This is a genomic window from Ruegeria sp. CH2, from assembly GCF_056537065.1.
On the sequence record NZ_JBQFQV010000007.1, the window covers coordinates 110,296 to 133,934 of the forward strand.

18 protein-coding genes are annotated in these 23,639 nt (G+C 55.1%); 5 read left to right on the plus strand and 13 right to left on the minus strand.

The genetic code is table 11. The features are described 5' to 3' along the window. Position 1 precedes the first annotated feature (1 nt). Together fghA and ACR0M9_RS11805 are read right to left on the minus strand one after the other, a co-directional pair. The gene (fghA, locus tag ACR0M9_RS11800; RefSeq protein ID WP_480773671.1) at positions 2 to 835 is read right to left on the minus strand and encodes an S-formylglutathione hydrolase; all 834 of its coding nucleotides are present in this window, start codon (positions 833 to 835) and stop codon (positions 2 to 4) included. Between the two features lie 102 nt (positions 836 to 937). After that, positions 938 to 1,867 (minus strand): AEC family transporter, encoded by a 930-nt coding sequence (locus ACR0M9_RS11805; RefSeq protein WP_480773672.1) that lies wholly within the window; start codon positions 1,865 to 1,867, stop codon positions 938 to 940. A 145-nt stretch (positions 1,868 to 2,012) separates the two neighbouring features. Between ACR0M9_RS11805 and ACR0M9_RS11810 the strand changes: the two genes are divergently transcribed. Beyond that, positions 2,013 to 2,630: a TetR/AcrR family transcriptional regulator gene (locus ACR0M9_RS11810; RefSeq protein ID WP_480773673.1), complete on the plus strand. Its 618-nt coding sequence runs from the start codon at positions 2,013 to 2,015 to the stop codon at positions 2,628 to 2,630. Between the two features lie 200 nt (positions 2,631 to 2,830). Here ACR0M9_RS11810 and crcB read toward each other — a convergent pair whose 3' ends face one another. Further along, complete coding sequence (crcB, locus tag ACR0M9_RS11815; RefSeq protein WP_480773674.1) at positions 2,831 to 3,193, minus strand: fluoride efflux transporter CrcB; 363 nt, start codon at positions 3,191 to 3,193, stop codon at positions 2,831 to 2,833. Continuing rightward, a complete protein-coding gene (locus ACR0M9_RS11820) occupies positions 3,190 to 3,558 on the minus strand; it encodes a fluoride efflux transporter FluC (protein WP_480483709.1) in 369 nt (122 codons plus the stop codon). Before ACR0M9_RS11820 ends, crcB begins: the two co-directional genes overlap by 4 nt. 251 nt (positions 3,559 to 3,809) lie before the next feature. On the opposite strand from ACR0M9_RS11820, the gene ACR0M9_RS11825 reads away from it, so the two are divergent. Beyond that, positions 3,810 to 5,390 carry an FMN-binding glutamate synthase family protein gene (locus ACR0M9_RS11825; protein WP_480773675.1) on the plus strand — a complete coding sequence of 527 codons (1,581 nt, stop codon included), beginning with the start codon at positions 3,810 to 3,812 and terminating at the stop codon, positions 5,388 to 5,390. Positions 5,391 to 5,475: 85 nt separating this feature from the next. Here ACR0M9_RS11825 and ACR0M9_RS11830 read toward each other — a convergent pair whose 3' ends face one another. The 4 genes from ACR0M9_RS11830 to ACR0M9_RS11845 are packed head-to-tail and all read right to left on the minus strand — an operon-like array spanning position 5,476 to position 9,392. Further along, positions 5,476 to 6,132, minus strand: a complete 657-nt coding sequence (locus ACR0M9_RS11830) for an ABC-type transport auxiliary lipoprotein family protein (RefSeq protein ID WP_480483711.1) — start codon at positions 6,130 to 6,132, stop codon at positions 5,476 to 5,478. After that, positions 6,129 to 7,445, minus strand: a complete 1,317-nt coding sequence (locus tag ACR0M9_RS11835; RefSeq protein WP_480773676.1) for an MlaD family protein — start codon at positions 7,443 to 7,445, stop codon at positions 6,129 to 6,131. The genes ACR0M9_RS11830 and ACR0M9_RS11835 overlap by 4 nt, the downstream gene beginning before the upstream one ends. Before the next feature lie 5 nt (positions 7,446 to 7,450). Continuing rightward, entirely contained in the window at positions 7,451 to 8,266 is an 816-nt protein-coding gene (locus ACR0M9_RS11840) for an ABC transporter ATP-binding protein (RefSeq protein ID WP_480773677.1), read from the minus strand. Position 8,267: 1 nt separating this feature from the next. Beyond that, a complete protein-coding gene (locus tag ACR0M9_RS11845) occupies positions 8,268 to 9,392 on the minus strand; it encodes an ABC transporter permease (protein WP_480483714.1) in 1,125 nt (374 codons plus the stop codon). A gap of 257 nt (positions 9,393 to 9,649) precedes the next feature. On the opposite strand from ACR0M9_RS11845, the gene ACR0M9_RS11850 reads away from it, so the two are divergent. The 3 genes from ACR0M9_RS11850 to ACR0M9_RS11860 all read left to right on the plus strand — a co-directional run bounded on the left by ACR0M9_RS11850 (position 9,650) and on the right by ACR0M9_RS11860 (position 13,986). Next, the gene (locus tag ACR0M9_RS11850) at positions 9,650 to 11,188 is read left to right on the plus strand and encodes an alkaline phosphatase family protein (RefSeq protein WP_480773678.1); all 1,539 of its coding nucleotides are present in this window, start codon (positions 9,650 to 9,652) and stop codon (positions 11,186 to 11,188) included. A 201-nt stretch (positions 11,189 to 11,389) separates the two neighbouring features. After that, entirely contained in the window at positions 11,390 to 13,285 is a 1,896-nt protein-coding gene (locus ACR0M9_RS11855) for a PAS-domain containing protein (RefSeq protein ID WP_480773699.1), read from the plus strand. Next, positions 13,285 to 13,986, plus strand: a complete 702-nt coding sequence (locus ACR0M9_RS11860) for a response regulator transcription factor (protein WP_480483716.1) — start codon at positions 13,285 to 13,287, stop codon at positions 13,984 to 13,986. Before ACR0M9_RS11855 ends, ACR0M9_RS11860 begins: the two co-directional genes overlap by 1 nt. A 115-nt stretch (positions 13,987 to 14,101) precedes the next feature. Here the strand turns inward: ACR0M9_RS11860 and ACR0M9_RS11865 are convergent, their stop codons facing one another. From ACR0M9_RS11865 to ACR0M9_RS11885, 5 genes are read right to left on the minus strand one after another with little or no spacing between them, the layout of a single operon-like run. After that, a complete protein-coding gene (locus ACR0M9_RS11865; RefSeq protein WP_480773679.1) occupies positions 14,102 to 15,412 on the minus strand; it encodes an HlyD family type I secretion periplasmic adaptor subunit in 1,311 nt (436 codons plus the stop codon). Next, the gene (locus ACR0M9_RS11870) at positions 15,396 to 17,543 is read right to left on the minus strand and encodes a type I secretion system permease/ATPase (RefSeq protein ID WP_480773680.1); all 2,148 of its coding nucleotides are present in this window, start codon (positions 17,541 to 17,543) and stop codon (positions 15,396 to 15,398) included. Before ACR0M9_RS11870 ends, ACR0M9_RS11865 begins: the two co-directional genes overlap by 17 nt. Next, complete coding sequence (locus ACR0M9_RS11875; protein WP_480773681.1) at positions 17,540 to 18,964, minus strand: TolC family protein; 1,425 nt, start codon at positions 18,962 to 18,964, stop codon at positions 17,540 to 17,542. Before ACR0M9_RS11875 ends, ACR0M9_RS11870 begins: the two co-directional genes overlap by 4 nt. Then, positions 18,873 to 19,712: a SapC family protein gene (locus ACR0M9_RS11880; RefSeq protein WP_480773682.1), complete on the minus strand. Its 840-nt coding sequence runs from the start codon at positions 19,710 to 19,712 to the stop codon at positions 18,873 to 18,875. Before ACR0M9_RS11880 ends, ACR0M9_RS11875 begins: the two co-directional genes overlap by 92 nt. A gap of 46 nt (positions 19,713 to 19,758) precedes the next feature. Beyond that, positions 19,759 to 23,589 carry a beta strand repeat-containing protein gene (locus ACR0M9_RS11885; protein WP_480773683.1) on the minus strand — a complete coding sequence of 1,277 codons (3,831 nt, stop codon included), beginning with the start codon at positions 23,587 to 23,589 and terminating at the stop codon, positions 19,759 to 19,761. Positions 23,590 to 23,639: the final 50 nt, after the last annotated feature.

Below are 23,639 nucleotides of genomic sequence, written 5' to 3' on the forward strand. Positions count from 1 at the left end.
CTCAGTCTCCGTACAGCGCTTCGGCGTGGAAAACGATGTGATCTTCCATGAAGGTAGATACGAAGAAATACGAATGGTCATACCCCGGCTGGAGGCGGAAGGTTGCTTGCTGGCGACGCTCAGCGATGGCTTGGGCAAGCGCTTCTGGGCGCAGCAGGTCCATGAACTGATCATTGGTGCCCGTATCGATCAGGATGGGGCCGTCGAAACCGGTTTCTTTCATCAACAGGGAAGCATCGTGTTTGGCCCAAAGGGATTCATCATCCCCCAGATACGCGCCCAGCTGTTTGCGCCCCCAGTCAGCGCCCGTCGGGTTCGCGATGGGTGCGAAGGCCGAAACCGAGCGGTACCGTCCTGGAAGGTTCATGGCCATCGTCAATGCACCATGCCCGCCCATGGAATGACCCGTAATGGCCTGACGTTCGCTATCGATGGCAAAGCTTTCGAACAGCAGGGTAGGCAATTCGTCGGCAATGTAGTCCCACATCCGGAAATGCGGTGCCCAGGGCTCCTGCGTGGCGTTCACGTAGAACCCAGCGCCCTGACCCAAATCGTAGTCGTCATGATCCGCGACACTTTTACCGCGTGGCGAAGTGTCGGGAAATACCACTGCAATGCCTTGTTCCGCAGCCCAAGCTTGTGCGCCGGCTTTTGTCATCGCGTTTTCATGGGTGCAGGTCAGACCAGACAGATACCACAAGATCGGAACCGGGCCATCTTTCGCCTCGGCCGGAAGAAAAAGGCCAAACGTCATGTCGCATTGGCATGTCGACGAAGCATGGCGATACACGCCTTGCACTCCGCCGAAACAGGCATTTTCCGAAAGGGTTTCCATTAGGCATCGTCCTTATTCTAGAGTCGCAACATGGCTAACGATCCACGGACCCGGCGTAAAGTCCGAGTGCCTTTGGAGTGAGTATTTTTGAAAGGGTGAAGGTCAGGGGGTACCTAGAGCCGCAATAACAAGTGGTATGGTGACAATGCTGACGAGCGTCGACAGTAAAATAGCAGCCGAGGCGCGCTGTGGGGCAATGCCGTAATGCGCGGCCAGCATATAGACATTTCCTGCTACGGGCAGAGCTGCTGCTGCAATTGCAACGCTTGCCGGGAATGTTTCGATCGGGATCAGCCAGATCAGGGCGATTGCTACGAAAAGCGGGTGGAGCACTAGTTTGCAGAAACTCAACCAGGCTGCGATCTGAAATCTTTCCGCGGATTTGCCAGCAAGGGACGCACCGATTGCAAAAAGCGCTCCGGGGGTTGCGGCACCACCGAGGATGGTCAGAAAGTTGTTCAGCGGATCGGGAACCGGGATTTGCAGGGATGACCAGACGAGCCCGGCAGAGATCGAGACAATCATCGGGTTCTTGAGCAGACCCATTCCAATCAGTTTGAATGTGGCTGGGGTCAGCCTTCCGTCGCGACCACCGTTGATCAGGATCACGATCAGAGACGAGAATACCACCAGATCTACGGTCAGGACCAGCATGACCGGACCAATAGCGGCTTCGGTGAACAGCAGCGCGAGCATCGGCAGGCCAAGAAAGCCAACGTTCCCAATAGCAGCGCATTGTGCCTCAACCGCCGAAGTAGGCACGTCCAGGCCGCGTATCCACGCAACGCAAGTTGCTATGCCATAAACAGCAGCGGTTCCAATGAGATAACCGAAGATCAGTCTTGCGTTGAAAATCTCTGCAAAGGGTAGGGTCGCCGCAAATCGAAAAAGCATTGCCGACAGCGCGAAGAAGAAGACGAACTTGGTCAGGTATGCGGTTGCTTCGGCCGTAAAGAACCGTGTGCGCCCAGCCCAAAAGCCAAGGCCGATGATTGCAAAAAAGGGAAGTGTACGCAAAAAGATATCGGCCATGGGCCAAGTCCTAGCACGGTTTAGAACCGTCGCAAGAGCTCAACACCCCAAATTGGGCGAGGTCAGAGTTAAAGGGAATACGAGAATCCTTGTACCTGAACCGAACGGTTTATAAACTGTGACAGGTATTGATCGAGGAGATGACATGACCCAGACCGCCACCATCCTGCGCACAGGCCGAAAGTTTGATCAGGTTTTGCGCGGGGCCCGAGAGGTTTTCATGGCGGACGGATTCGAGGGCGCAAGCGTGGATGACATTGCCCGCGCGGCTGGAGTGTCAAAAGCAACCTTGTACAGCTATTTTCCGGACAAGCGCCTTTTGTTCATGGAAGTTGCACAAACGGAATGCTGTCTTATGGCCGAACGGGTCGTCGCGATGATCGACGAGACCAAACCCGCACGAGAAGTTTTGATGATCGCGGCCACACAGTTGACGGCGTTTCTGGTTTCAGATTTCGCGCAGCAGGTTTTCCGCATTTGTGTTGCCGAACGAGACCGGTTTCCGGAACTTGGCCGCGCATTTTACGAAGCGGGGCCGCAAAACGGCCAGCGTCAAATGGCAGAATACCTTGAAAAAGCCGTGGCTAAAGGTGAGTTAGCAGTTGAAAATGTCCAAATAGCGGCTGAGCAGTTTTCCGAGCTTTGCAAAGTACGGATCTGGACCCGGGCTGCATTTGGAATTCAGAATTCATTCAGCAATGAAGAAATCGCTGAAGTAGCGACACAAGCCGTGGACATGTTTCTTGCCCGGTATGGGGTCTGATCCAAGAAAGAAATGGCCCATATCCGGATCAGGGATACAGGCCATTGCTCACACACCAGAACACTCGATGCAGTTCAGCTTACTGAGATAAGTCTTTTCAAACTCTTTATTTGTCGAACTATTGGCGTGGCTTGGGACCCAACATTGGCCGGAAAGAAAAGCAGGTCAGCGTTCAAACTTGTTGCCCAGCTTTTTACGCTTCAACGCGTTAGCAACAGGCCAAGCCAGAAAGAAAACCAGCACAGAGCAAGGCTGATCAGAATATTGCCTGCTGCCAAAAGCAATGTGCGCTCGCGGTGAAGTTCGAGCGATTGGTAGGCAAAGCTGGAGAATGTTGTAAAACCACCGCAAAACCCGAAAACAAGGCGTTTTTGGTCCTCTGGAATGTCTACTGGACCTCCTAAAAACCCAACCCAGATCCCCAGCAGCAAGCTACCCAACACATTTACGAGCAAGGTTGCTAGTGGCAAGTCGTGCCGAATCTTCAGCGCCAGCCAATGGCGCATCACAGCCCCCAGACCTCCGCCCAACGCGAACATGGAATGAAGATACACTTCGCTCATGACGGCGTCTTTTCGGAATGAAAATGCCGTCCAAGTCTTTCACCAAACAGCGCGGCAGCAAGGCCAAATGAAACTTCAAGCCCGATTGCCAGGGACGTTACCCATAGGCCGCCGTCGGCTATTCGTTCAAGATCTGCAACAAAAGACGAAAAGGTCGACAATCCACCGCAAAACCCGACGGCGCCAAGATGCAGAACATGCGCGTGCACCTTATGGCGCACGGAATATAGCGAGCCCAGAACAAAACAGGCGACTACGTTGATGCCAAAAGTCGAGGTGAGAAAGCTTAGGCCTGGGATCTCTAGTGCAAACGCCTCACGCAACAACGACCCAAGCGCACCGCCTGCGAAGACGGACAGAAACATCACGCTTTTTCGGTCACGCCAGAGGTGGGATTGTGTGTTTGCCAAGGATCGGCCCTTTGTCGTCCGTTAAGCGTGATTTATCCGCCGGTTGCACCGGGTTCAACAGTTGGGAGGTTCGTAACATGATTTCACGTTTGCGTCCCTCAGCAGACATTTTTCCGCGGGCACTTGAAATAAAATTTCAATCTGTTTCACGTTGAGTTCTGACAGCATGGCTCATCAGCCCGATAATAACACAAGGAGTATGGAACATGATTGTACGCAGAATTTTCTTTTTTCTGAGCTGTGTCTGTCTGCCGGTGGTTCTGATCCTTGGGTTCTTCTGGTCGCCTGCGCTTTGGCTTCTGATCATTTTGGTGCCGTACGCGATCATCGGTCTTTATGATGTTCTGACGACCAGGCATAACGTCCTGAACAATTACCCGGTTCTTGGGCATTTCCGGTACATGCTGGAATTTGTAAGCCCGGAAATTCGCCAATATTTTGTGGAAACCAACGAAAGCGGACGGCCTTTCAACAGGATTGTCCGAGGGCTGGTTTATTCTCGGGCCAAGGGGCAGGTGGACACACAGGCGTTCGGCACGCAATACGACATTACGGAAACCGGGTATCATCGCGCCAACCACTCACTAGCCCCCAAACATGTAGACAAAAGTGAAGAACGCATAGTGCTGGGGGGTCCGCAATGTACGCAACCCTACAGCGCCTCACGCCTTAATGTGTCTGCCATGAGCTTTGGCGCGCTCAGCGCCAATGCCATCCGCGCGCTGAACGGAGGAGCCAAGGATGGGGGGTTCGCGCATAACACCGGAGAGGGTGGGCTGTCACCGCATCATCTGGCCGAAGGCGGGGACATCATCTGGCAAATCGGGACGGGTTACTTCGGGTGCCGGACCCCTGCTGGTGGATTTGACAAGGACAAGTTTGCCGAAAAGGCAGGAAGGGACGTGGTCAAGGCTATTGAGATCAAGCTGTCTCAAGGTGCAAAGCCCGCCCATGGCGGTGTTCTGCCTGCTGCCAAAGTCGATGCCGAGATTGCCGAGATACGGGGAGTGCCCGAACATCAGGATGTGATTTCTCCGCCCACCCACAGTGCCTTCGATGGGCCCACAGGTTTGATGCATTTTGTCCAGCACCTGCGAGAAATGTCAGGCGGCAAACCTGTCGGGTTCAAGCTGTGCATCGGCAGGCCGTCCGAATTCATGGCGATCTGTAAAGCAATGCTTGAAACGGGTATCTTGCCGGATTTCATCACAATTGACGGGGCAGAAGGGGGCACGGGCGCAGCCCCGGTGGAATTCACCAACCGGTTGGGTATGCCCCTGAACGAAGCCTTGATCTTTGTCAGCAACTGTTTGCGCGGTGTCGGAGTGCGTGACAAGATCCGGATCATCTGTTCCGGAAAAGTGGCGACCGGTTATGACATGGTCGAGAAGTTGGCGCTTGGTGCCGACATGTGCAACTCGGCGCGCGCGATGATGTTTGCGGTGGGTTGCATCCAGGCATTGCATTGCAACACAAACCGTTGTCCGTCAGGGGTGGCTACACAAGATCCCATCCGCGGGCGCGCTGTGAACGTGCCGCAGAAACGCCGCCGTGTTCATCGCTATCACGATGCCACACTGGAAAGTTTCCGCGAGCTTTTGGGCGCGATGGGCAAGGAAAAAGCGTCCGAGTTACATCCCCGTGATATCCTGCGCCGAACCGCGGACGAGCATGAGCGTACCTATGCCGAGCTTTATATTTATCTGGAGGACGGTGCCTTGTTAAAGGACGACATTCCCGAAGAATTTGCAGATGATTGGAACCGAGCTTCGGCCGCACAATTCTGAAAACCACATTGGGTAGCGCGATGATTGGTCATGTGAAAGCGCGGCCGTAGTTGCCCGCTTTTTCCGCCGTCTTATGCAACTTTCGTTATCTGGGAATGGATCGCGGGTTGTTTGCCACGTGGGTATTGATCTTGCGAATGCTCCATTCAACAGAGTCTCTCATCGCGCGCCCCAACGCCAGGTCAAACGCGTTGATCAGATCCGGCGTCTGATCGCTTGCCGCCACGACGTTTTCCTGGAACGAGCTGGATGCAACGATTTTATCTTCGTATTCGTCGATCACCTTGATGTTAATACGAACTTCGACGCGAATATTGGCTCCGTTCTCGGTATTTTCGATCACGACCCCCTGAAACTCTCGAAGGTCCGGGGCTATTACATAATCGGCCCGCAGGCCAACGGTTGAGCGTCCAACAGCTGCGACTTTGCCCGAGTTCTCAAAGCTTTCAACCAACAAGGTTTGAACGATCAAGGGCGCGCGATCCACCCAGCGGGCGCGGGGCAAATATTGAACCTGCAACGAGGTGGGCTGAATGGCAATCTGGTCCGTGTTTACTGCGGCAGTTGCCGTGGGTTCCTGAACGACGATCTGCTTTTCAATCCTGGGCAGCGCCGAGGAAAACGTGCTTTTTGGGGTCAGCAGATACAAATCATTCGGTTTCGCCGCTTGTTGCAACGTGCCCAGACCAGCGCAGCCGCCAAACAACGCGACCATCAACATTGCAAGTGCAGGCTTGATCATTGACGGAACTCCGATGCTTGGGTGCCCAGAAGGAAACGTGCCGGATCGCGTTCAACTTTGTCTACGAGGCGATCCAGACTGATAACAAGACGCTGGGATTCTTCGATGAAACGAACAAACTGAGGCAACCCGACCCGCAGGAAGTCTGACACTTGTCGGCGGTTGCTCTGAACAATGTCGTCGATGGTTCCCAGCAATTCGGACGCGGAATTTGACGCGCTCAGGACGTTGTCCGAGATCTGGTCGATCTTTTCCGTTATGCCCGCGACGGTTTCGGTCACCTGATTGGCCGCCTTCCGGACATCTTCCGCAACAGGTGCCACGTCTTCCTCCATGACACGATTTGCAGAGTCAAAAGCGGATTCTGCCGAAGCCAGCGCCCCCTTGGCGGACTCCATCGCCGTAGTAATCGAGCCAAGCGTCGTGTTGGCGTTCATCACGGTTTCGTTCACAATTCCAAGGGTAACGCTGCCTTCATCAGACAAAACGGTCAATCGTTCAGCCAGTTGCGAGCCTCGTTCGATGAAAGGCTTCACGTCCTGCTGCAAAATGCGGTCCGCCGTCTGAATGGTTGTATTAGCTTCATCCAGCGCTGTCTTGGCGGACTCGGATGCCGTTTTGACAGCTTCCAGTGTTTCAGAGCCGGTCTTGAGCGTTGTTTGAGCGGTTTCGATCAGAGGGTCCAGCCGCTTTGAAAACGCGCCAATATCCTGCGCAGCGCTGCCGATGTCATTTGCGACGGATTCAAAACTTGTCAGTGTCTTGTCCAGTTTACCTGTAGCCGAAGCAAGATTGTCCAGAATACCGCTCACAGCTTCCCGGTTTTTATCATCGACGACTTTGTTCAGGTTTTCCAAAAGCGTCACGGCTTCATCCAGAGCTTTTGGCGCGCCTTCGAACAGGGATTGAATTGCGCTGCGTTTGCTCTTGATAATGCTCTTTTGTGGCAATCGTTCAGCGTTAGCCGATCCACCGGTCAGTTCAACATAGCCGACACCGGTTACGCCAAGGGACTGAAGCTGTGCGATTGTCTCATCGGTTATCGGAATGTCTGCGTCCACTTCAATCCGCACCCGAACCTTTGACGGATCATTTTCGTCCAGCTGCAAGGAAACAACCTGCCCGACGGGCAGGCCGTTGAAGTTTACGCCGCCTGCCGCCGACAGACCCGCGACATTGTCGAAAAGAACATCGTAGTAAGCGTATTGGCGCGTGATCTCAAACTTGGCGAGCCACAGGAAAAAGCCGAATGCGCCCAGCAACCCCGCAAGGGTAAACGCGCCAATGAGGATATAGTTCGCCCGGGTTTCCATTGCCTTTACCTGTTTTGCCCCTTCTGCTGCGCCGCGCGGGCGCGGGGGCCTGTGAAGTATTCCTGTACCCAAGGATGGTCGACCTTGGTCATGTCCTCAATCGGACCTTCAACCAACACGCGCTTTTCTGCAAGCACTGCAACGCGGTCACAGATGGCGTAAAGGCTGTCCAGATCATGGGTGACCATAAAAACTGTCAACCCAAGTGCCTGCTGTAACTCGCCGATCAGTTCATCATATGCCGCTGCGCCGATAGGGTCCAATCCTGCGGTCGGTTCGTCCAGAAAAACGATCTCAGGGTCAAGGGCCAGCGCCCGGGCCAGCGCGGCGCGTTTGCGCATACCGCCCGATAATTCCGAGGGAAACTTACCGCAACTCAGCTGTGGCAGGCCCACAAGGCTGATCTTCAATGCACCCAGAGACTCCATCAGTTTTTCGCTGAGACCTGTGTGTTCCCGCAACGGAGCCATCACATTTTGGAGCACGGTCAGCGACGAAAACAGTGCCCCGTCCTGAAAGGCAACGCCCCAGTGGCGTTCGATTCTGCGACGATCATCTTCCGGACCATTCAGAACATCGACGCCCAGAACTTCGATTTCTCCGGCGGCGGGTTTGTTCAGCCCTACGATAGTTCTGAGTAATACGGATTTACCGGTGCCCGACCCGCCGACGATTCCCAGAACCTCTCCCCGCCAGACGTCAAGATTTAGGCCTTCATGTACCACTTGCGTACCGAACTGAGTTCGGAGCCCGTGCACACGAATGACCGCCTCGCGGTCTGTGGTCGCGGCCAACGATGCCTGTTGTGTGTCATTGTTCATGTCATATTCCGATCTCTGAGAAGAAGATCGAAAACAAAGCATCGATTGCGATCACCATGAAAATGGATTGAACAACTGATGCTGTCGTACGTTGACCGACACTTTGGGCGGACCCTTTGACCTGCATTGCCTGCCAGCAGGCAATAACGCCAATAACGAGCGCAAAGAACGGAGCTTTGATAAGACCGACTGCCAATTGCCAGACGTCGGTGTTTTCCTTCAAACGGGTAAGAAACATTCCGGGGCTTACACCCAGGTCGATCCAGCTCATCAAGGCGCCGCCAAACAGGCCTGCCATATCGGCGACAAAACCCAATATGGGTAGCATGATCAACAAGGCCAAAACGCGCGGAATGACCAGAACTTCGATCGGGTCCAGACCCAGCGTTCGCATTGCGTCGATTTCTTCCTGCACTTTCATCGAGCCGATAGATGCGGTGAATGCTGAACCCGAGCGCCCGGCAACGATTATAGCCGTCAGCAATATGCCCAATTCACGCAGAACCGAGATCGAGATCAGCTCGACCACGAATATCTCAGCTCCAAATTGCTTCAGTTGGGTCGCCCCCTGAAATGCTAGTACGACACCGATCAGAAATCCCATAAGGGCCACGATTGGCAGTGCTTTGAACCCGGTCTCTTCCATGTGTGTGACCAGCGCTGCCTTGCGCAGTCGCCATGGCATGACAATGGTACGAAACAGCCGATGCAGTGTCAGACCCAGAAATTCGAGGATGGAAAGCGTATCCCGCCAGGCACCTACGGTGATGTGACCCATCTGTGCGATCAAATCCAACAGACTTCGCGGTTTATCAAGTTCACCGGGTTCGTCGGGTATGCTGCGGGTTACAGTATCTATCAGAGTGGCATGTGCCGGTTTCACCCCTTGAAATTCAAGTGTTGCACCTTGCGACGTGAAGCGTTTGCCAAGGTCCGCGATCAGCCAGGCACCGCCGGTATCCAGAGCTTCGACCTCGGACAGATCGAGAACAAGCCTGTCTCCGGTTGGGCGGACAGAGGCAAAACCTTGTTCAACGGTTTGAAGCGATTGCGTGAGCAGCTCTCCGGATATGCGTACACGAGTACCGCTGGAATCGTGTTCTGAGATAATCGAAGGTTGCGTCATGAGGTCATGTGAATTGAAACATTCAATGACCGCAATGGCTTTGTGCCATTGGACTTCTTTTTGCCGCGCTGGATGGCCTTGACGTCACGCCGACCGTCGCATTGGAGCTATGCAGAACAGGTGCATGCCAGAGGTTGTCGCACAACAACTTTGTCGGGATAGCACGTCTTTGCCTGACCGACAAATTGGTTGCGCTGTGGCGGGAAGCAATACACATTCCGCGTTGGTTATTACGGCGCGGAATCGGAGAAGTCGGTATGCATCAGACCAAGAACGTCTTGTTTGTCATCATCGACCAACTTAGAGCGGATTGCCTGTCCGGGGCCTTGGCAGACCATGTGAACCTTCCGAATTTGCGGGCTTTTATGGATGAGGCCGTGACCTTTACCCGACATTTTTCGGTCACCAATCCCTGTGGTCCCTCGCGCGCATCGATTCTGACCGGCCAATATGCGATGAATCATCGGTCGGTAAGAAACGGAACGCCGTTACGGCACGATACCCCAAACATCGCCACGGAGATGCGCAAAGCTGGTTACTTGCCAATGTTGTTTGGGTACACAGATACCTCCGCCGACCCGCGCGTCCATGATCCCAATGACCCTGACCTCAAGTCTTACGAACAGTCGATGACTGGGTTTGTTGAAGTTGTCGAAATGCGCCTTGAAGAATCATATCCTTGGCAAGCGCATCTGATGAAAAAGGGGTACCAGTTCGAAAAGTACTGGGATGTCTACAAGCCCGTTTCGCCCGACGGTGGACACCCGCGGCTGAATGATCCCGCGCTGTATCGGGCGGAAGACAGCGATACAGCTTTTCTGACAGATGCCTTTCTTGATGGGATCGCGCCGCATCGTGGAAACGGTTGGTTCGCCCATTTGACCTATATCCGCCCGCATCCGCCCTTGGTCGCACCGGCCCCGTACAATGACATGTATGACCCGGCGGATATCCCTCTGCCGCACTGCTTGCCGAGCGCAGCAGCAGAAAAAGCACTGCACCCGTTCTTCGGACCAAAGCTGGATACCTTTAGCGCGAAAAAGTTTGTTCATGGTTTCGATGACGTTGAACCTACGGACGAAAACATTCGCACCTTGCGTGCTATATATCTGGGCCTGGCGACCGAGGTTGATCACCACATCGGTCGTGTTGTCCAGTACCTGAAGGACAGCGGGCAATACGACGATACATTGCTGGTTATCACCGCCGATCATGGTGAAATGCTGGGGGATCGACACAGCTGGGGCAAAATGACGGTCTACGACGCAGCGTATCACACACCGCTGATGATCCGTTTGCCCGGGAACGAAGCTGTAGCTGGAAGCAAGATCACCGTTCCAACCGAGTCCGTGGATGTCACTCCGACCATACTGGACTGGATTGGACAGGCTGCTCCGAACGCTATGGATGGTCGGTCCTTGCTGCCATTGTTGCGCGGTAATATCCCAGACGATTGGCGCGACTATTCTTTCAGTGAACTTGATTTTTCAGAACCTGAAAACCCGACGCTGTGGCAGCAAGACTTGGGGACCGGTAACAGCGACTCGTGTTTGGGAATATTGCGGGATGAACGGTTCACACTGGTCGAGTTCGCTGCCGACCTGCCCCCGATCCTGTTCGACCACCAAGGTAAGGGCGAATTCGAGAACGTCGCGGAGAATCCAGATTTTGCAACGGACCTCGCACGGTTAAGCCGACAGATGTTGCGCCACCGGATGAGAAATATGGACCACACATTGTCCTTGCATTCGATCACATCTGAGGGTGCAAAATCCCGCCCCAGATACACATCTTAGAACGCGGTTTTTTGTCAACGTTCATCTGTTCTAACTATACCGGGCACTCGGTCACGGGCAGGTGTGTCGACGTATTTCTCTTTGCGCATTCGCGGATTGGCAAAAGCACTTGAACGAAGGCAGAGTCCGAAACGCCTCCCCTCAATTCCACTACCCGTGCATGATTTCTGATGCTAGGCATGAGCCGTGGAGAAAACGAAGTTGGACATAACGGAAAAGCGTATCAAGGCGATGACGACCGCTGGGCTGAACCTGATCGGTCAGGCGCTTTCCATTTATGACAACAAGTTGCAACTGGTGCTCAGCAATCGCCGCTTCCAGGAAATGTTCGGTTTGCCGGATGAGCTGGTTCAAAGGGGCGCTCTGTTTCGCGACACGATCCACTTTCTTGCCAGCCGCGGTGAGTATGGCGACGATGAAAGTGTCGAGGAAATGGTCAATTTACGTGTCCAGCAAGCCTTGGCGTTTGAGCCCCACTACATGGAGCGTGTACGCCCCAATGGGCAGGTTGTTTCAATTGAAGGCGCGCCGCTGCCCCAAGGCGGGTGGGTCGCGGTCTACACGGATATCACCGGCACGCGGCGGGCGGAAAACCTGTTGCGGGCGCGGTCAGAGGAACTGTCGGAACAGTTGCTGAGCCACGCGGAAGAACTGTCCGCAACCAACCGCAAACTTGCGGCCACGATCGCGGCGCTGGAAGAGGCCAAGCGGGAACTGACCGAAATCGAAGCGCGTACTCGTATGGTGACCGAGATGATGCCGGCTCATATCGCACATTTGGACAGCGACGGCCGTTACGATTACTCGAACCGCCGCCTGAGCGCCGTCATGCCCGGGCGTCCGTCCGATATTCTGGGGCTTCACATTTCTGAAGCGCTGGGTGCGGCCGCCTTTGAACGGGTTCAGGCCCATTTGCTTAAGGCCTATAGCGGAGAGCCGTCGGTTTTCGAGTTCACAGAAGATCAGGATTCCCGCCGTATTCGGGTTTCGTTTACGCCAGATGGGGCAGGGGGTGTGTACGTGATGTCGGTGGACATCACCGAAGAGACACAGGCACGCGTTGCATTACAACAAACCCGCCGCCGGGCGATGGCAGCCCAGATGACCAGCGGGCTTGCCCATGACTTCTCCAATCTGCTCACTATCATCCTTGGGATGCAGTCCCGCCTCGACAAGATGGATTTGCCGGATGGCGCGCAGGAACTTGTGGCCGCAACTCAACAAACGGCGCGCCGGGGCGGGCAGCTGTTGAACCGGATCGCCGACATGACTGGAAACCGAACGCCGCAACCGCAGGCCACTGACATCGGGGGATTGTTGGAAGACCTGAGGATCCTGGCGACGCCCTCGCTGCCTCGCGGTGTGGGCCTGTCCGTCGTAAACACCTTGCCAAAACAGACATTGATGCTTGATCCGGGTATGGTTCAGGATGCGCTTTTGAATTTGGTTCTGAATGCCAGGGATGCCTGCGGGAGCACGGGCCAGATCACAATCAGTGCACATGCCATTGGTGAGATCTGGATCGAAGTCACGGTTTCCGACACTGGGCCGGGGTTTTCACCCGAGGCGCTTGAAAAGGCGCTGAACCCGTTTTTCACAACAAAAGGGAGCGACGGTTCGGGTCTGGGGCTGCCGATGGTTTATGATACGGTCAAGCTTGCTGGTGGCGATCTGAATCTAAGAAATACGCCATCTGGGGCCTCAGTTGTCATGCGTTTGCCTTTTCGGCCCGCTCCTCCGGCGCAGGACGGATTGGTACTGTTGGTTGAAGACAGCGAAGACCTGCGCGGGCAGTTTCGGGACATGCTGGTGGATTTGGGCTTTACTGTCATTGAAGCAAATTCAGTTGATGAAGCACTGGCCTTGATATCAAGTGTGAAGGACATTTCGCTGGTCTTGTCCGATATCCGTTTGGAAGGACACGGTACAGGCTTGGATATCCTTGAACAGTTGAAACCGGGGTTGCCGCTTATCCTTATGACATCTCTGCCAAATTCAGATCCGCTGCATCAACGGGCCCTTGCTTTGGCACCTGTTTTGCGTAAACCGTTCTCACAGGCCCAATTGTCCGCTCTCATCCAAGCCGAGGCCGCCTGATGTCGCAACCAATGGTGACCATTCTCGACGACGAACCCGAAATTCGGCGCATTCTGACGGATGCGCTGGAGGATGCCGGTTTCAGAACGCAGAGTTTTTCGCGTGCCAGAGAGTTTGAAGCATCCCTTAATCGAGTAACCCCTGATGTCTGCCTTGTGGACCTTTCCTTACCAGATACCGATGGGCTGGCGCTTGTTCATCGCTTGGCGCTAGAACAGGGTGCAGCAGTGATCATAATTTCTGGCCGGGCGCAGGTTCAGGACCGTGTGACAGGACTGGAGCTTGGCGCAGATGACTATATTACCAAGCCGTTTGACCCTACCGAGGTCGTAGCCCGGGTACGGGCCAGGTTGCGCGCGCCGCGCGGTCGGACATCACAATCGGACAGGGCGGAATTCAACGGCTGGATTGCGCATTTTGATCGGTATGTTCTGGAAGACGGGTCAGGGGCTGAAACACCTTTCAGCCATGCAGAAGGCGAGGTTCTGCGTTTGTTTCTGGAAAGCCCCAAGCGGCTGATCAGCAGGGGGCAGATGCAGGAATCCTTGGGCGGTGCAGCGGGCGACAGCTTTGATCGTGCTATGGATGTCAGAATCTCCAGGTTGCGTACGAAACTTGGTGAAGACCCGAAGAATCCGCGCCTGATCAAAACGATTTACGGTGCTGGGTATATTTTTTTAGGGGATGTCGACTGGAAATAGCGACGCTCTGTTGGCCAGAGTGTGAACCAGAATTTCTTTCGATCCCCTCTGCGTCAGGCAGTGTAGATAGAAAACACAGTAAGCGTCGCAAGAACGAATATTTTGGTCTTTGCGCTCACTCACGCAAAGCTTGATCTTTTATCTTCACGACAGGTTCCAGTAGATACTCCAATACGGATTTTCGACCTGACAAAATGTCAACCTCTGCGATCATGCCGGGTATGATTTCCACTGCGACACCATTTCCATCGAGCATGGTGTTGCTCGTGCGGATTTCCACAACGAACACCTCTTCATCGTTCCGCTCTGATCGTGTGACGGTATCGGCGCCAATCCGTACGATTTCACCATCCAGCGCCCCGTATCGCGCAAAATCATAAGCCGTGATCTTTACCTTTACGGGCTGTCCAGCACGCAAGAATGCAATATCTTCGGGCTTTACGTAAGCTTCGACCAATAGTGTGTCGTCCAGGGGAACAATCTCGACAAGATCTTCGCCACTCCGCGCCAAACCTCCAATGGTGGTTCGGTGGATGCGGTTGACGATCCCGCGAACCGGAGAGCGAACCTGCGCTCGTGCAGCGCGGTCGCGTAGGGCAGGCAAGGCGGGTTGCAAGGCCGCCAGTTCCGCAGTTGCAATGGCCAATTCAGTAAGCGCTGCACTTCGAAATCGGCTGTGAGCAGCTTGAATCCGATCATCTATTTCATTTAAACCGGTTTGCAACCTGCTGGTCACGGCTTCGGCACGGACTTTGCGGCCGCGCCACTCGGCTTCGCTGCGCCGTAACGCCAGCAATGTCGTTGCCGGTTCCATTTGCCGCTCAACAAGCGGAGCTATGATCGCACGCTCTTCACCAAGCACTTTTAAGGTTTCGTCTGCTGTTACCTGATCCACGAGACCTTCTTCGTGTTCTCGCTGCTTTTGCTCACGTTGTCGTTCTAAGATGGCGATTTCTGCCGCCAGCTCTGCTTGCCGACCCTGATACAGAGCAGTTTCCGAACGCACGACACTGGGCGCACCTTCGATCAGCTGAGCACCGAAATTCAATTGCGTACCATCTATTTCTGCCTGCAGTCGTTGTGCACGGGCTTGCAGCCCGAAAGCGCGCTGTTGTTCCTGGCTAAGTTGGCTGTCGATTTGTGTGGCGTCCAATTCCATCAACAATGCCCCTTTGTCGACCAACTGGCCTTCGCGCACATGAAGCGACCGCAGCACGCCAGGCTCGGCGGCGTCGATCACCTGTATGTCTCCCGAAGGCACGATCCGCCCATCGACCCTCGTTACGTCATCCAATTCGGTCAAATGCGCCCACAACCCGGCCGAGGCAATACACGACAGGATCAACAGCAAGAGCAATGAACCACGAACGGGGGACCGCCCCTGCATTTCGCGCGCCAACTTCGCCAGATCAGGATGCTGCGACATTCAGGTGCCTCCCTTTCTGGCGCATGTGCTGCGTCAGCAGGCTCTTGGGTCCATCAACAGCGATTTTTCCGTTTTCCAGAACGATAACCCTGTCCACAAGCTCCAGCAGACTGGTTCTGTGCGTTACAATGACCAAGGTTGACCCGGAGGTTGACGCACTCAGGCGTTGAACCAGTTGGGCTTCGGTTTTGACGTCCATCGCACTGGTTGGCTCATCAAAAAGTAAAACCGGAGGTCGCCCGACAAGTGCCCGTGCCAGGGCGATTGCCTGCCGTTGCCCACCGGAAAGCCCCTCACCGCGTTCAGCGAGTTGAAGGTCATAGCCCGAAGGATGGCTGTTCACGAATTCTTCGACACCGGCAATACGGCCGGCTTCGACGATGTCGCAATCTCTGGGCCGGACTGCGCCACTTGCGATATTGTCCCTGACAGACCCCGAAAAAAGCCAGACATCCTGCAGAACGGATCCGATATTGCGTCGCAAGTCACCCGGGTCGATCTGACGTATGTCTAATCCATCAATCATGACCGAGCCCACTCGCGGCGTGTAAAGCCCCAATAGCAGGCGCGCAATCGTGCTTTTCCCGCACCCGATTTGACCGAGAATTGCGACTTTCTCGCCAGGCTTGATTGTGAATGAGACACCATGCAGGGTATCTTCGCTTTGGTCAGAATACGAGAAATGCACGTTATTGAAGGCAATTGCCCCTTTGAAATCAGAGCGGGTCAGCCATGTGCGCCCCTCCGGGCGTTCGCTTTCTGCATGCATTAGCGCGTTGAGGTTGCGATAGGCGCACCTGGCCTGATTTATGCGGGTCAAAGTCTGTGCCAGTTGACCCAGAGGGGCCAGAGCCCGGCCGGTCAACATTACCGAAGCCACCAGCGCACCCATGCTGGCTTGCCCGTTTGTGATCAGAAAAACACCAAGAAATACGACAAGCACTTGTGCGGCCTGTTGGGTGAATCCGGTCAGGTTCAGGGCAAATTGCGTGACGGTTCGGCTTCGTGCACCATGCGCTGACTGCTGTTCGATGGCCTGTTCCCATCGTGCGCGCATTTTTCTGCCTGCTGCCGTTGTTTTAATGGTTTCAAGTCCCGAGACAGCCTCAACCAGAACTGATTGCTTGGACTGTCCATCGGACAAGCTTCGTTCCGCCATCCTTGATAAAACTGGCTGCACCGCCAAACCTGTCAGGAGCACCACCGGTACGGCCAGTGCAGGGATCAAAGCCAGTTGTCCCCCAACCAGATAGATCACCAGGATGAACAACCCAATGAAAGGCAGGTCAACAACGGCCACCAGCGTCGCGGATGTAAAGAATTCTCGCAGAGTTTCAAACTCGCGAATGGTGCTGGTCATGGCACCGGTAGACCCAGTGCGCGATTTCATCTGGATGTTCAGCAACTGGTCGAAAATGCGCCGGCCCATCAACAAGTCGGCTTTCTGCCCGGCCTTGTCGATAAATCCCGCCCGCAGCAACTTGAGGGCAAAGTCAAAACACAGTGCCAACGCCACACCCAGGGTCAAAGCGATCAGAGACTCTGTTGCTTCGTTGGGCAATACCCGGTCATAGACCACCATGATGAAAACGGACGTAGACAAACCAAGGAGGTTTGCCAACGCCGCAGCGAGTGCGACTTGAACGTATGACCACCGGCTGGCGGACAGGGCGTTCCAGAACCAGTGACCGCCGTGTGAATCGGGCCCGTCCAATGTTTCGCCGTCGTGATGGCGACGGAACAGGATTGCGTAACCGGTATGACAGGCTGCCAGCCTGTCTTCGGAAACTTCACCGATACCTTCGCCAAGCTCTGGGTCGAAGACCAAAAAGGCGCCAGCTTGCGTCCGTCCGTGAAAGACAACGGCTTTACCCTTTGCCAACAGCAACAGGGTGGGTGTCAGATTGTCATCCAAGTCGGAAAGGCGCATTGCCCCATACCCCGCCTGCATGCCCGCCTTTGGCGCGAGGGCGAGAATGTCCCGTACTGTCAAATCCCCATCTGCGCCAGTTTGCGCCGCGTGCAGCGCCGCGAGACTCAATGGCCGTTCAAGTGCCGACGAGATATTCAACAGACAGGCTTCAAACGGTGTAAGTAACGAGGCATCGGTGGCAGGGTGGGATGCGTTCATTGTGTAGTGCCCCAGTCGCCCAATGAAACCCCAAGCAGGTCGAGTATGTCTCCGGTCAGGCTTAGGGCTGCATAATTGGTTAGAAAGTAGCTCTGTTCCGCAAGGATCAAACGTTCCTGAGCATTTACGTAGTCGCGCTGAGCATCCAGAATTTCAATGAGGCTACGGCGGCCGATTGAAAATTGTTCACGGGATGCAGCGACACTTTCCGCGTTAGCCTCTACGGCAATCCGGGCTTCGCGTAACCGATCGGCACCCGCTTTTTGATCCGAACGGATAAAACCCAACTCTCGCGTAATTTCTCGGATAAGCTGCTCGCGCGCAAACTCTGTCTCTTTGACCAACGATTCCGCCGCTGCTATTGCGGCGCGGCGTTGGCCGGTGCTGTCCAACTCGTAATTGAAAGAAAGATCCACTCCAAAATTCGCGTCACGATTGTTATCCTGGTTTGCGAATGCGGCGACCCTGACATCAGGGCTGCGGCGCGCTTGCGCTGCGGACCATTCCGCCTTGGCGGCCAGAAGGCTTGCATCGGACCGCCGAACCTGAGGACTGTTCATTATGATCTGCATGTCACTTCTTTCCAGCCCAGGTGCCGGAACTGGTGCAGAAAGAGTGCCAGGTTCATCCCCAAATACTTCGCGGAATCGCGCTTCGGCGCGGTCTGTGCGCGCATACGCATCAGCCAGCTTTGTGCGCGCATCGGACATGCGTGACCGGGCTGCCAGGACGTCGGCACTTGAACCGACGCCGTTTTCTGTTCGGTCGGTTATCTGGCGAACAAGCTCTTCATGGGTCAAAACATTCTGTGCTGCGATGCTTTGAATCTTTCGTTGATCGAGGACAAGTACATAGGTCTCGATAGCTGCGAGCGCAGTGGATGAGGCCGTTTGAATCTGATCGCCTCTGCTTTCCAAGACACGTGCCCGCGCAGCGGTCAGATCCCCTGAAGCCGCCCCGCCGTCGTAGACCAATTGTGAGACCCTCAGATACGGCGATACATCCGCAATATCTGATGCAATCCTTTCAGATCGCGCGTTTAGCCCCAGCGAAATCTCCGGGAGAAAAGCGCCTTCAGCCGCGTTTTGTTTGGCCTTCGCGATTCCCATTCTGGATTTGACTTGCGCCAGGTTTGGGCTGTTCTCAACCGCCTTTTTTACCCGCTGCCCGAAGGCGCTGTGACTGAGTGTTTTTGATGGTTTAGTTGCCCCAGCACCGGCTGTTTGGGCTGCGAAGGACATCGTCACAGGCGTCAAATCGGGTGGACGCGTGCAGGCGGAAACCGAAGCCAGAAGCAGACTGAGCGCGACAAAATACTGCGAATACTTACTAAATGGCATACTGACCCTCCTGCCACCGATGGTCGAGCAAGCTTTCCTTTCGTTGGGCGGCTGCCAGCGCCTCCATAAATTCTGAAGCACCCGACCTAACGCCGGTCGACGACTTTTTCTCCAATTGCTCGACGCGCATTTGAGCTGGCAAGAGCCACGCGCAATGAGTCAAGGAAACTTGGTGGGCATGTATGAGGCGCAGGCCTCCGTTCATGGCGAGCAATGACAGATGCGCTGAAGGAACTTGCCGCAAGGCACCCAGCTTGACACCAAAGTAACCATCGAGGCATTCGTCCATTTGTGCGCAGGCGAGTGGGGAAAAAAGCCCCATATCGCCTATCGTACGGCACAACTGATATGTGTTCTCCAGTGATGCTGTAAGAGTGCGAAAGAACGCCTGGACATTTCGCAGTTCAGCCCCCAGCGCTCCGGTTCGGTCAAAGAATGGCTCATCGTCAGGGTTGTCGGTAACCAGCTCCAGGCTTTCGTTGACAAGCAAGTCAAACTCCCCCTCTCCGGTTTTGTCCTGAAGCTCAGGTGGTCGGGATTGAAAGGGCACACACCGTAGTGCCGAGGGAACATAGCTTGCGCGCCATTCCCCTTTTGCTGACACGTATGGCGTCGGTTTGTCTGGTGTCATCGATAAGATTGCCACGGGGTAAAATCCCCGTTTGGATTTCCGGAACGCGATCGGAAAATTGGCCGCTGCCTGTAGGATCTCTGCCTCAGCCACCGGGCAGTCGACCATATCGCGCGCGAATTCGAACGACGTGTAACGTTTCCAGAACCGATGACCATGTCGTACTCGTGTGACCGGGGTTAAGCCATTCTGTGCCATAACTGCCTCGTGTTTCTGATGAACGCCAATTTGTTCCTGAGCTGGCTCAGGCCGTCGCACCGGTTGGGTCGGTGTGTATGATGTTGTCGGCTGTCAAGCCGCTGAGATCGGCGAGTCCATGGAAAGTGGCGAGGGTCTCGACGTTGGCATCGCCAGGTGTCACGAAATCAACTTTGATCAGGACACTGTCCGTTCCGTCCGTTGCCATCACATAGAGCGCGTCACCTGCAATTGCTCCGGCAAGGCTCTCTACAGCCGTTTCGAGTGTAACGGCATTGAGGTCTGCAAGAACGGTATCGAGGCCTACAAATCCAGTGTCTGTGCCCAATGTGTCACCGACAGTAAGAAGCTCAAAACCCGTGCCATCACCTCGGAGCGTAGCGACATTCAGTCCGCTGAACATCAGAGCGTCGGTTACATCTGCTGCGGGCCCAATTGTGAAACCGGTTATGCTGTCTACGCCATTGTTGTTCGGGTCGGCTTCAAAGACAACGACGTCACGCCCGGCTTCGGTGATGTCAATGCTGTCATCGCCACCACCGCCACGAATGATTGTATCCGTGTTTGCCGCGGTTAGGATGTCATTGCCATTGGTGCCAAACTGAACTGCAACAGGTCCACCTTCAGGTGTTTTGATCGTTAACTCAATGGGCTGAGCAGCGTCCTGTACTGTCATCGTGAAGGTGACAAGAGGCTGAGACAAATCGGAAAAAACAGTCGCCGCGCCAGCGAAGTTGATGATGTCACCTGTGCCTGGGTTTGCCAGGAACAAATCAAACGCGCTGTGTTCCGTGTCTGATCCGATGTCGAAAGTGGCGACAGATGAGTCAAACTCAAGCTCCGCTGTAAAAGCCAAGCCACCAGAGATGTCACGATTAGCATCAGCATAAATGGCAAATGTAACGGTTGATCCACTGCGCCCGACCTCTGAGACCACGTAGGCAGCTGGTTCATGAGCAACCGCCTGATCCGATACAGGTAAGGGATCTGGTCCCCCTGCAACGGTTGCCTGGGCTGATATAGTCAGGGCATCCCCAGCTTCTATGGCGGTGAAATCTGACGACGCAACAGCCAGTGTCCAGGATCCGTCCGCGGTTACTGTCGCGCTGCCGACGGAACTGCCGTTCAGCAAAACATCTACAATCTGGCCGTTTGAAAGCCCGGCAGAGGAACCGCTGACAGTAATGCCTGACGCCTTGGCATCAGCAAGGGCCACTGCGTTGTTCACGCCGACATCGTCCAGCATCAGAACTGGCCGAAAGTCCGTTGTTACCGAACTGCTTGCCGCTACTGCGCTGTTGCCAGCGATATCGTCAACTGTTGCGGTGACGGTGTAGTTTGTTCCATCGGAAAGCGCACCCAGGTCGCTGGCTGGCACAGTTATCGCCCAGGTTCCACCCGATGCAACACCTGTATAGGTTTGCCCGCCAAACGTGACAGAGACTATTTGACCATCTTCCGAGGTCGTCGTGCCTGAAATTGTCAGGTCTGTAGCTTGTTCCATTACATCCAATACGGAGCCAACCGGCAAACTGTCGATCGTGATTGCTGGTGCTGTAAAATCGGTTGTGAAACTCGTCGAGATTTGGTTGCCATTCCCAGCAGTGTCTGAAACAGAAGCCGTGACATTATAGGTACTTGCGTCCTGGAGGCCTGAAAGTTCGGCAACTGTTGCGGTGTAGGTCCAGAAACCACCGGTTACAGTTGCTGTACCGCTCACATCTACAGTTCCGTCTGCGCGCGCGATCTCCACAGTAATGACCGTTCCATCCTGGGCGTCAGAGGTTCCCGAGACAATCAGGTCGGTACCTTGCTCAGCAGCATTCATGACAGTGCCGTCAGAAATACTGGTTATTCCCAGGGTAGGGGGTGTGAAATCGGTCGTGAAACTGTTGCTGGCCTGTGACGCCGGATTTCCTGCGGCGTCGGAGACATCCGCCGTTACCGCCACGGTGGCAGCATCAGAGAGGGCCGCAAGGTCGGCAGCGGGGACAACTGTGCTCCAAGACCCTCCGGTGGCTGTAGCAGTGTAAATTTGACCGCTCAAAGTGACGGTCACGACTTGGCCATCTTCGGCCGACGTTGCGCCCGATATTGTCAGGTCCACCGCTTGTTCGGCAGCATTCATGAATGCGCCGGTCGAGAACGTGTCGATGCTGAGGGTCGGTCCTGTGACGTCTTTCGAAAGTGTCACATCAGCCTGAGGGGCTGCCAGCCCGTTTGCGTCGCTGACATCTGCGGTGATCTGAAAGCTGCCTCCGTTGGCCAAAGATGCGAGATCACCGGCTGGGACAGTTACAGTCCATGTTCCGCCCGTCACTGTCGAGGTATATGTTTGACCATCCAGTGTGACGGTGACTTGCTGGCCATCTTCGACATTGGCGGTTGTGCCGCTTATAGCCAAGCTTGCCGCGGCTTCAGCGGCGTTGAGAACTGCGCCGACGGAAAGCGGAGATATCGAAATTGAGGGGCCGGTCAGGTCTACTGGTACAGTAACTAGAATCGGCACGGCCGGGTTGCCTGCGATATCCTCGACCGCCACAACAATTGCAGCAGGTGTTCCGGTGGACAGACCGCTGAGGTCAGAATTGGGGATCGTGACAGTCCAGTTTCCGCCTGTCGCAGTGCCGGTGTACACCTGCCCGTCGAACGTGACGATGATGGTTTGCCCGTCCTCGGCCGTGGTGGAACCCGTTAAGGTTAAGTCACCAGCCACATCAATCAGGTCAATTGATCCACCCGCAACAGGATCCAGAGAAACACTTGGCGCGGTGAAATCCGTATCAAAGCTTCCGCTGGCCTGTGCGGCCGGGTTTCCAGCCGCGTCAGTCACGTCTGCGGTGACATTTACGATTGCGCCGTCAGGCAAGGCGCTAAGGTCAGCCGCCGGGACGGTTACGCTCCACTGTCCTCCGGAAACCGTACCGGAATAGCTTTGCCCGTTCAGTGAAACCGTTACGATTTGCCCGTCTTCAGCATCAGTTACACCGGTGACCGTCAGATCGGTGGCCTGCTCTCCCAGGTTGAGTACCGGCCCGTCAGAAAACCCGGTGATCGACAGGCTTGGCGGGACAGTATCGATGTCAAACTGAACGGATTGTGTCGACAGCTCGGCCCCCGACCCATCCAGGTTCCTGATGGTCACCGTCGACACACCCTGTGGAAGCCCGCTGGCTTCGGCTGCTGTCAGAGAGATGCTCCAGCTGCCATCGGGGTTGGGTGTCACGGTTTTCACCAGTGACCCTATTGTGACTTCGATGGTCGCAGTCCCTTCGGGAGCGATGGCGTTGGTGCTGACGTTGTTCAGTGCTGTGGATTGCAGCTCGGCGAGGTTGAGGCTTGTGTAAGTCGGGGTGGGTTCGGATACGACGGGGCTGTCTTCACCGCCACCGCCGCCACCTCCTGCGGCCGCAGCCGCCCCTGCCAGGCCCAATCCGCCCAACGCCGCGCCGGCACCACTGATGCCGCCTGCGGACGCACCCGCGGAAACACCTGCTTCCACGGCGCTGAACTGGGCAATCTCCTGAACCGCATTCTCAGCGATCATGATGGCACCGCTGTCCAGGATCTGGACGTTTTCAGCTGCCACGATCATTGTCCGGCCATCGGCCATTTTTAGAAGAACATCGCCATTCTTCATCAACTTGACCGAGCGAACGCCTGGAATGGTTTCCGCGAACTGGAAAGCATACAGTTCTTCGATTGTGGCTTGTGATAACGCGGGCAAGGCCATCAAAGTTGAAATCAACCCGCCGGCCGCGCCGCGCCCTGCCCAGCGGCCAAGTTTTCCATCGATCCACTGGCGAATGTGTTGCTTGCGGTCCGTTTCCGAAGGTTCAGCCGCCGGACGGTTGTTGAACTCTGGTGCTTTGGTCATCTTACCCTCACATGTGGTTTCCGCGATCACCGAAATGGAAGACAGATCGC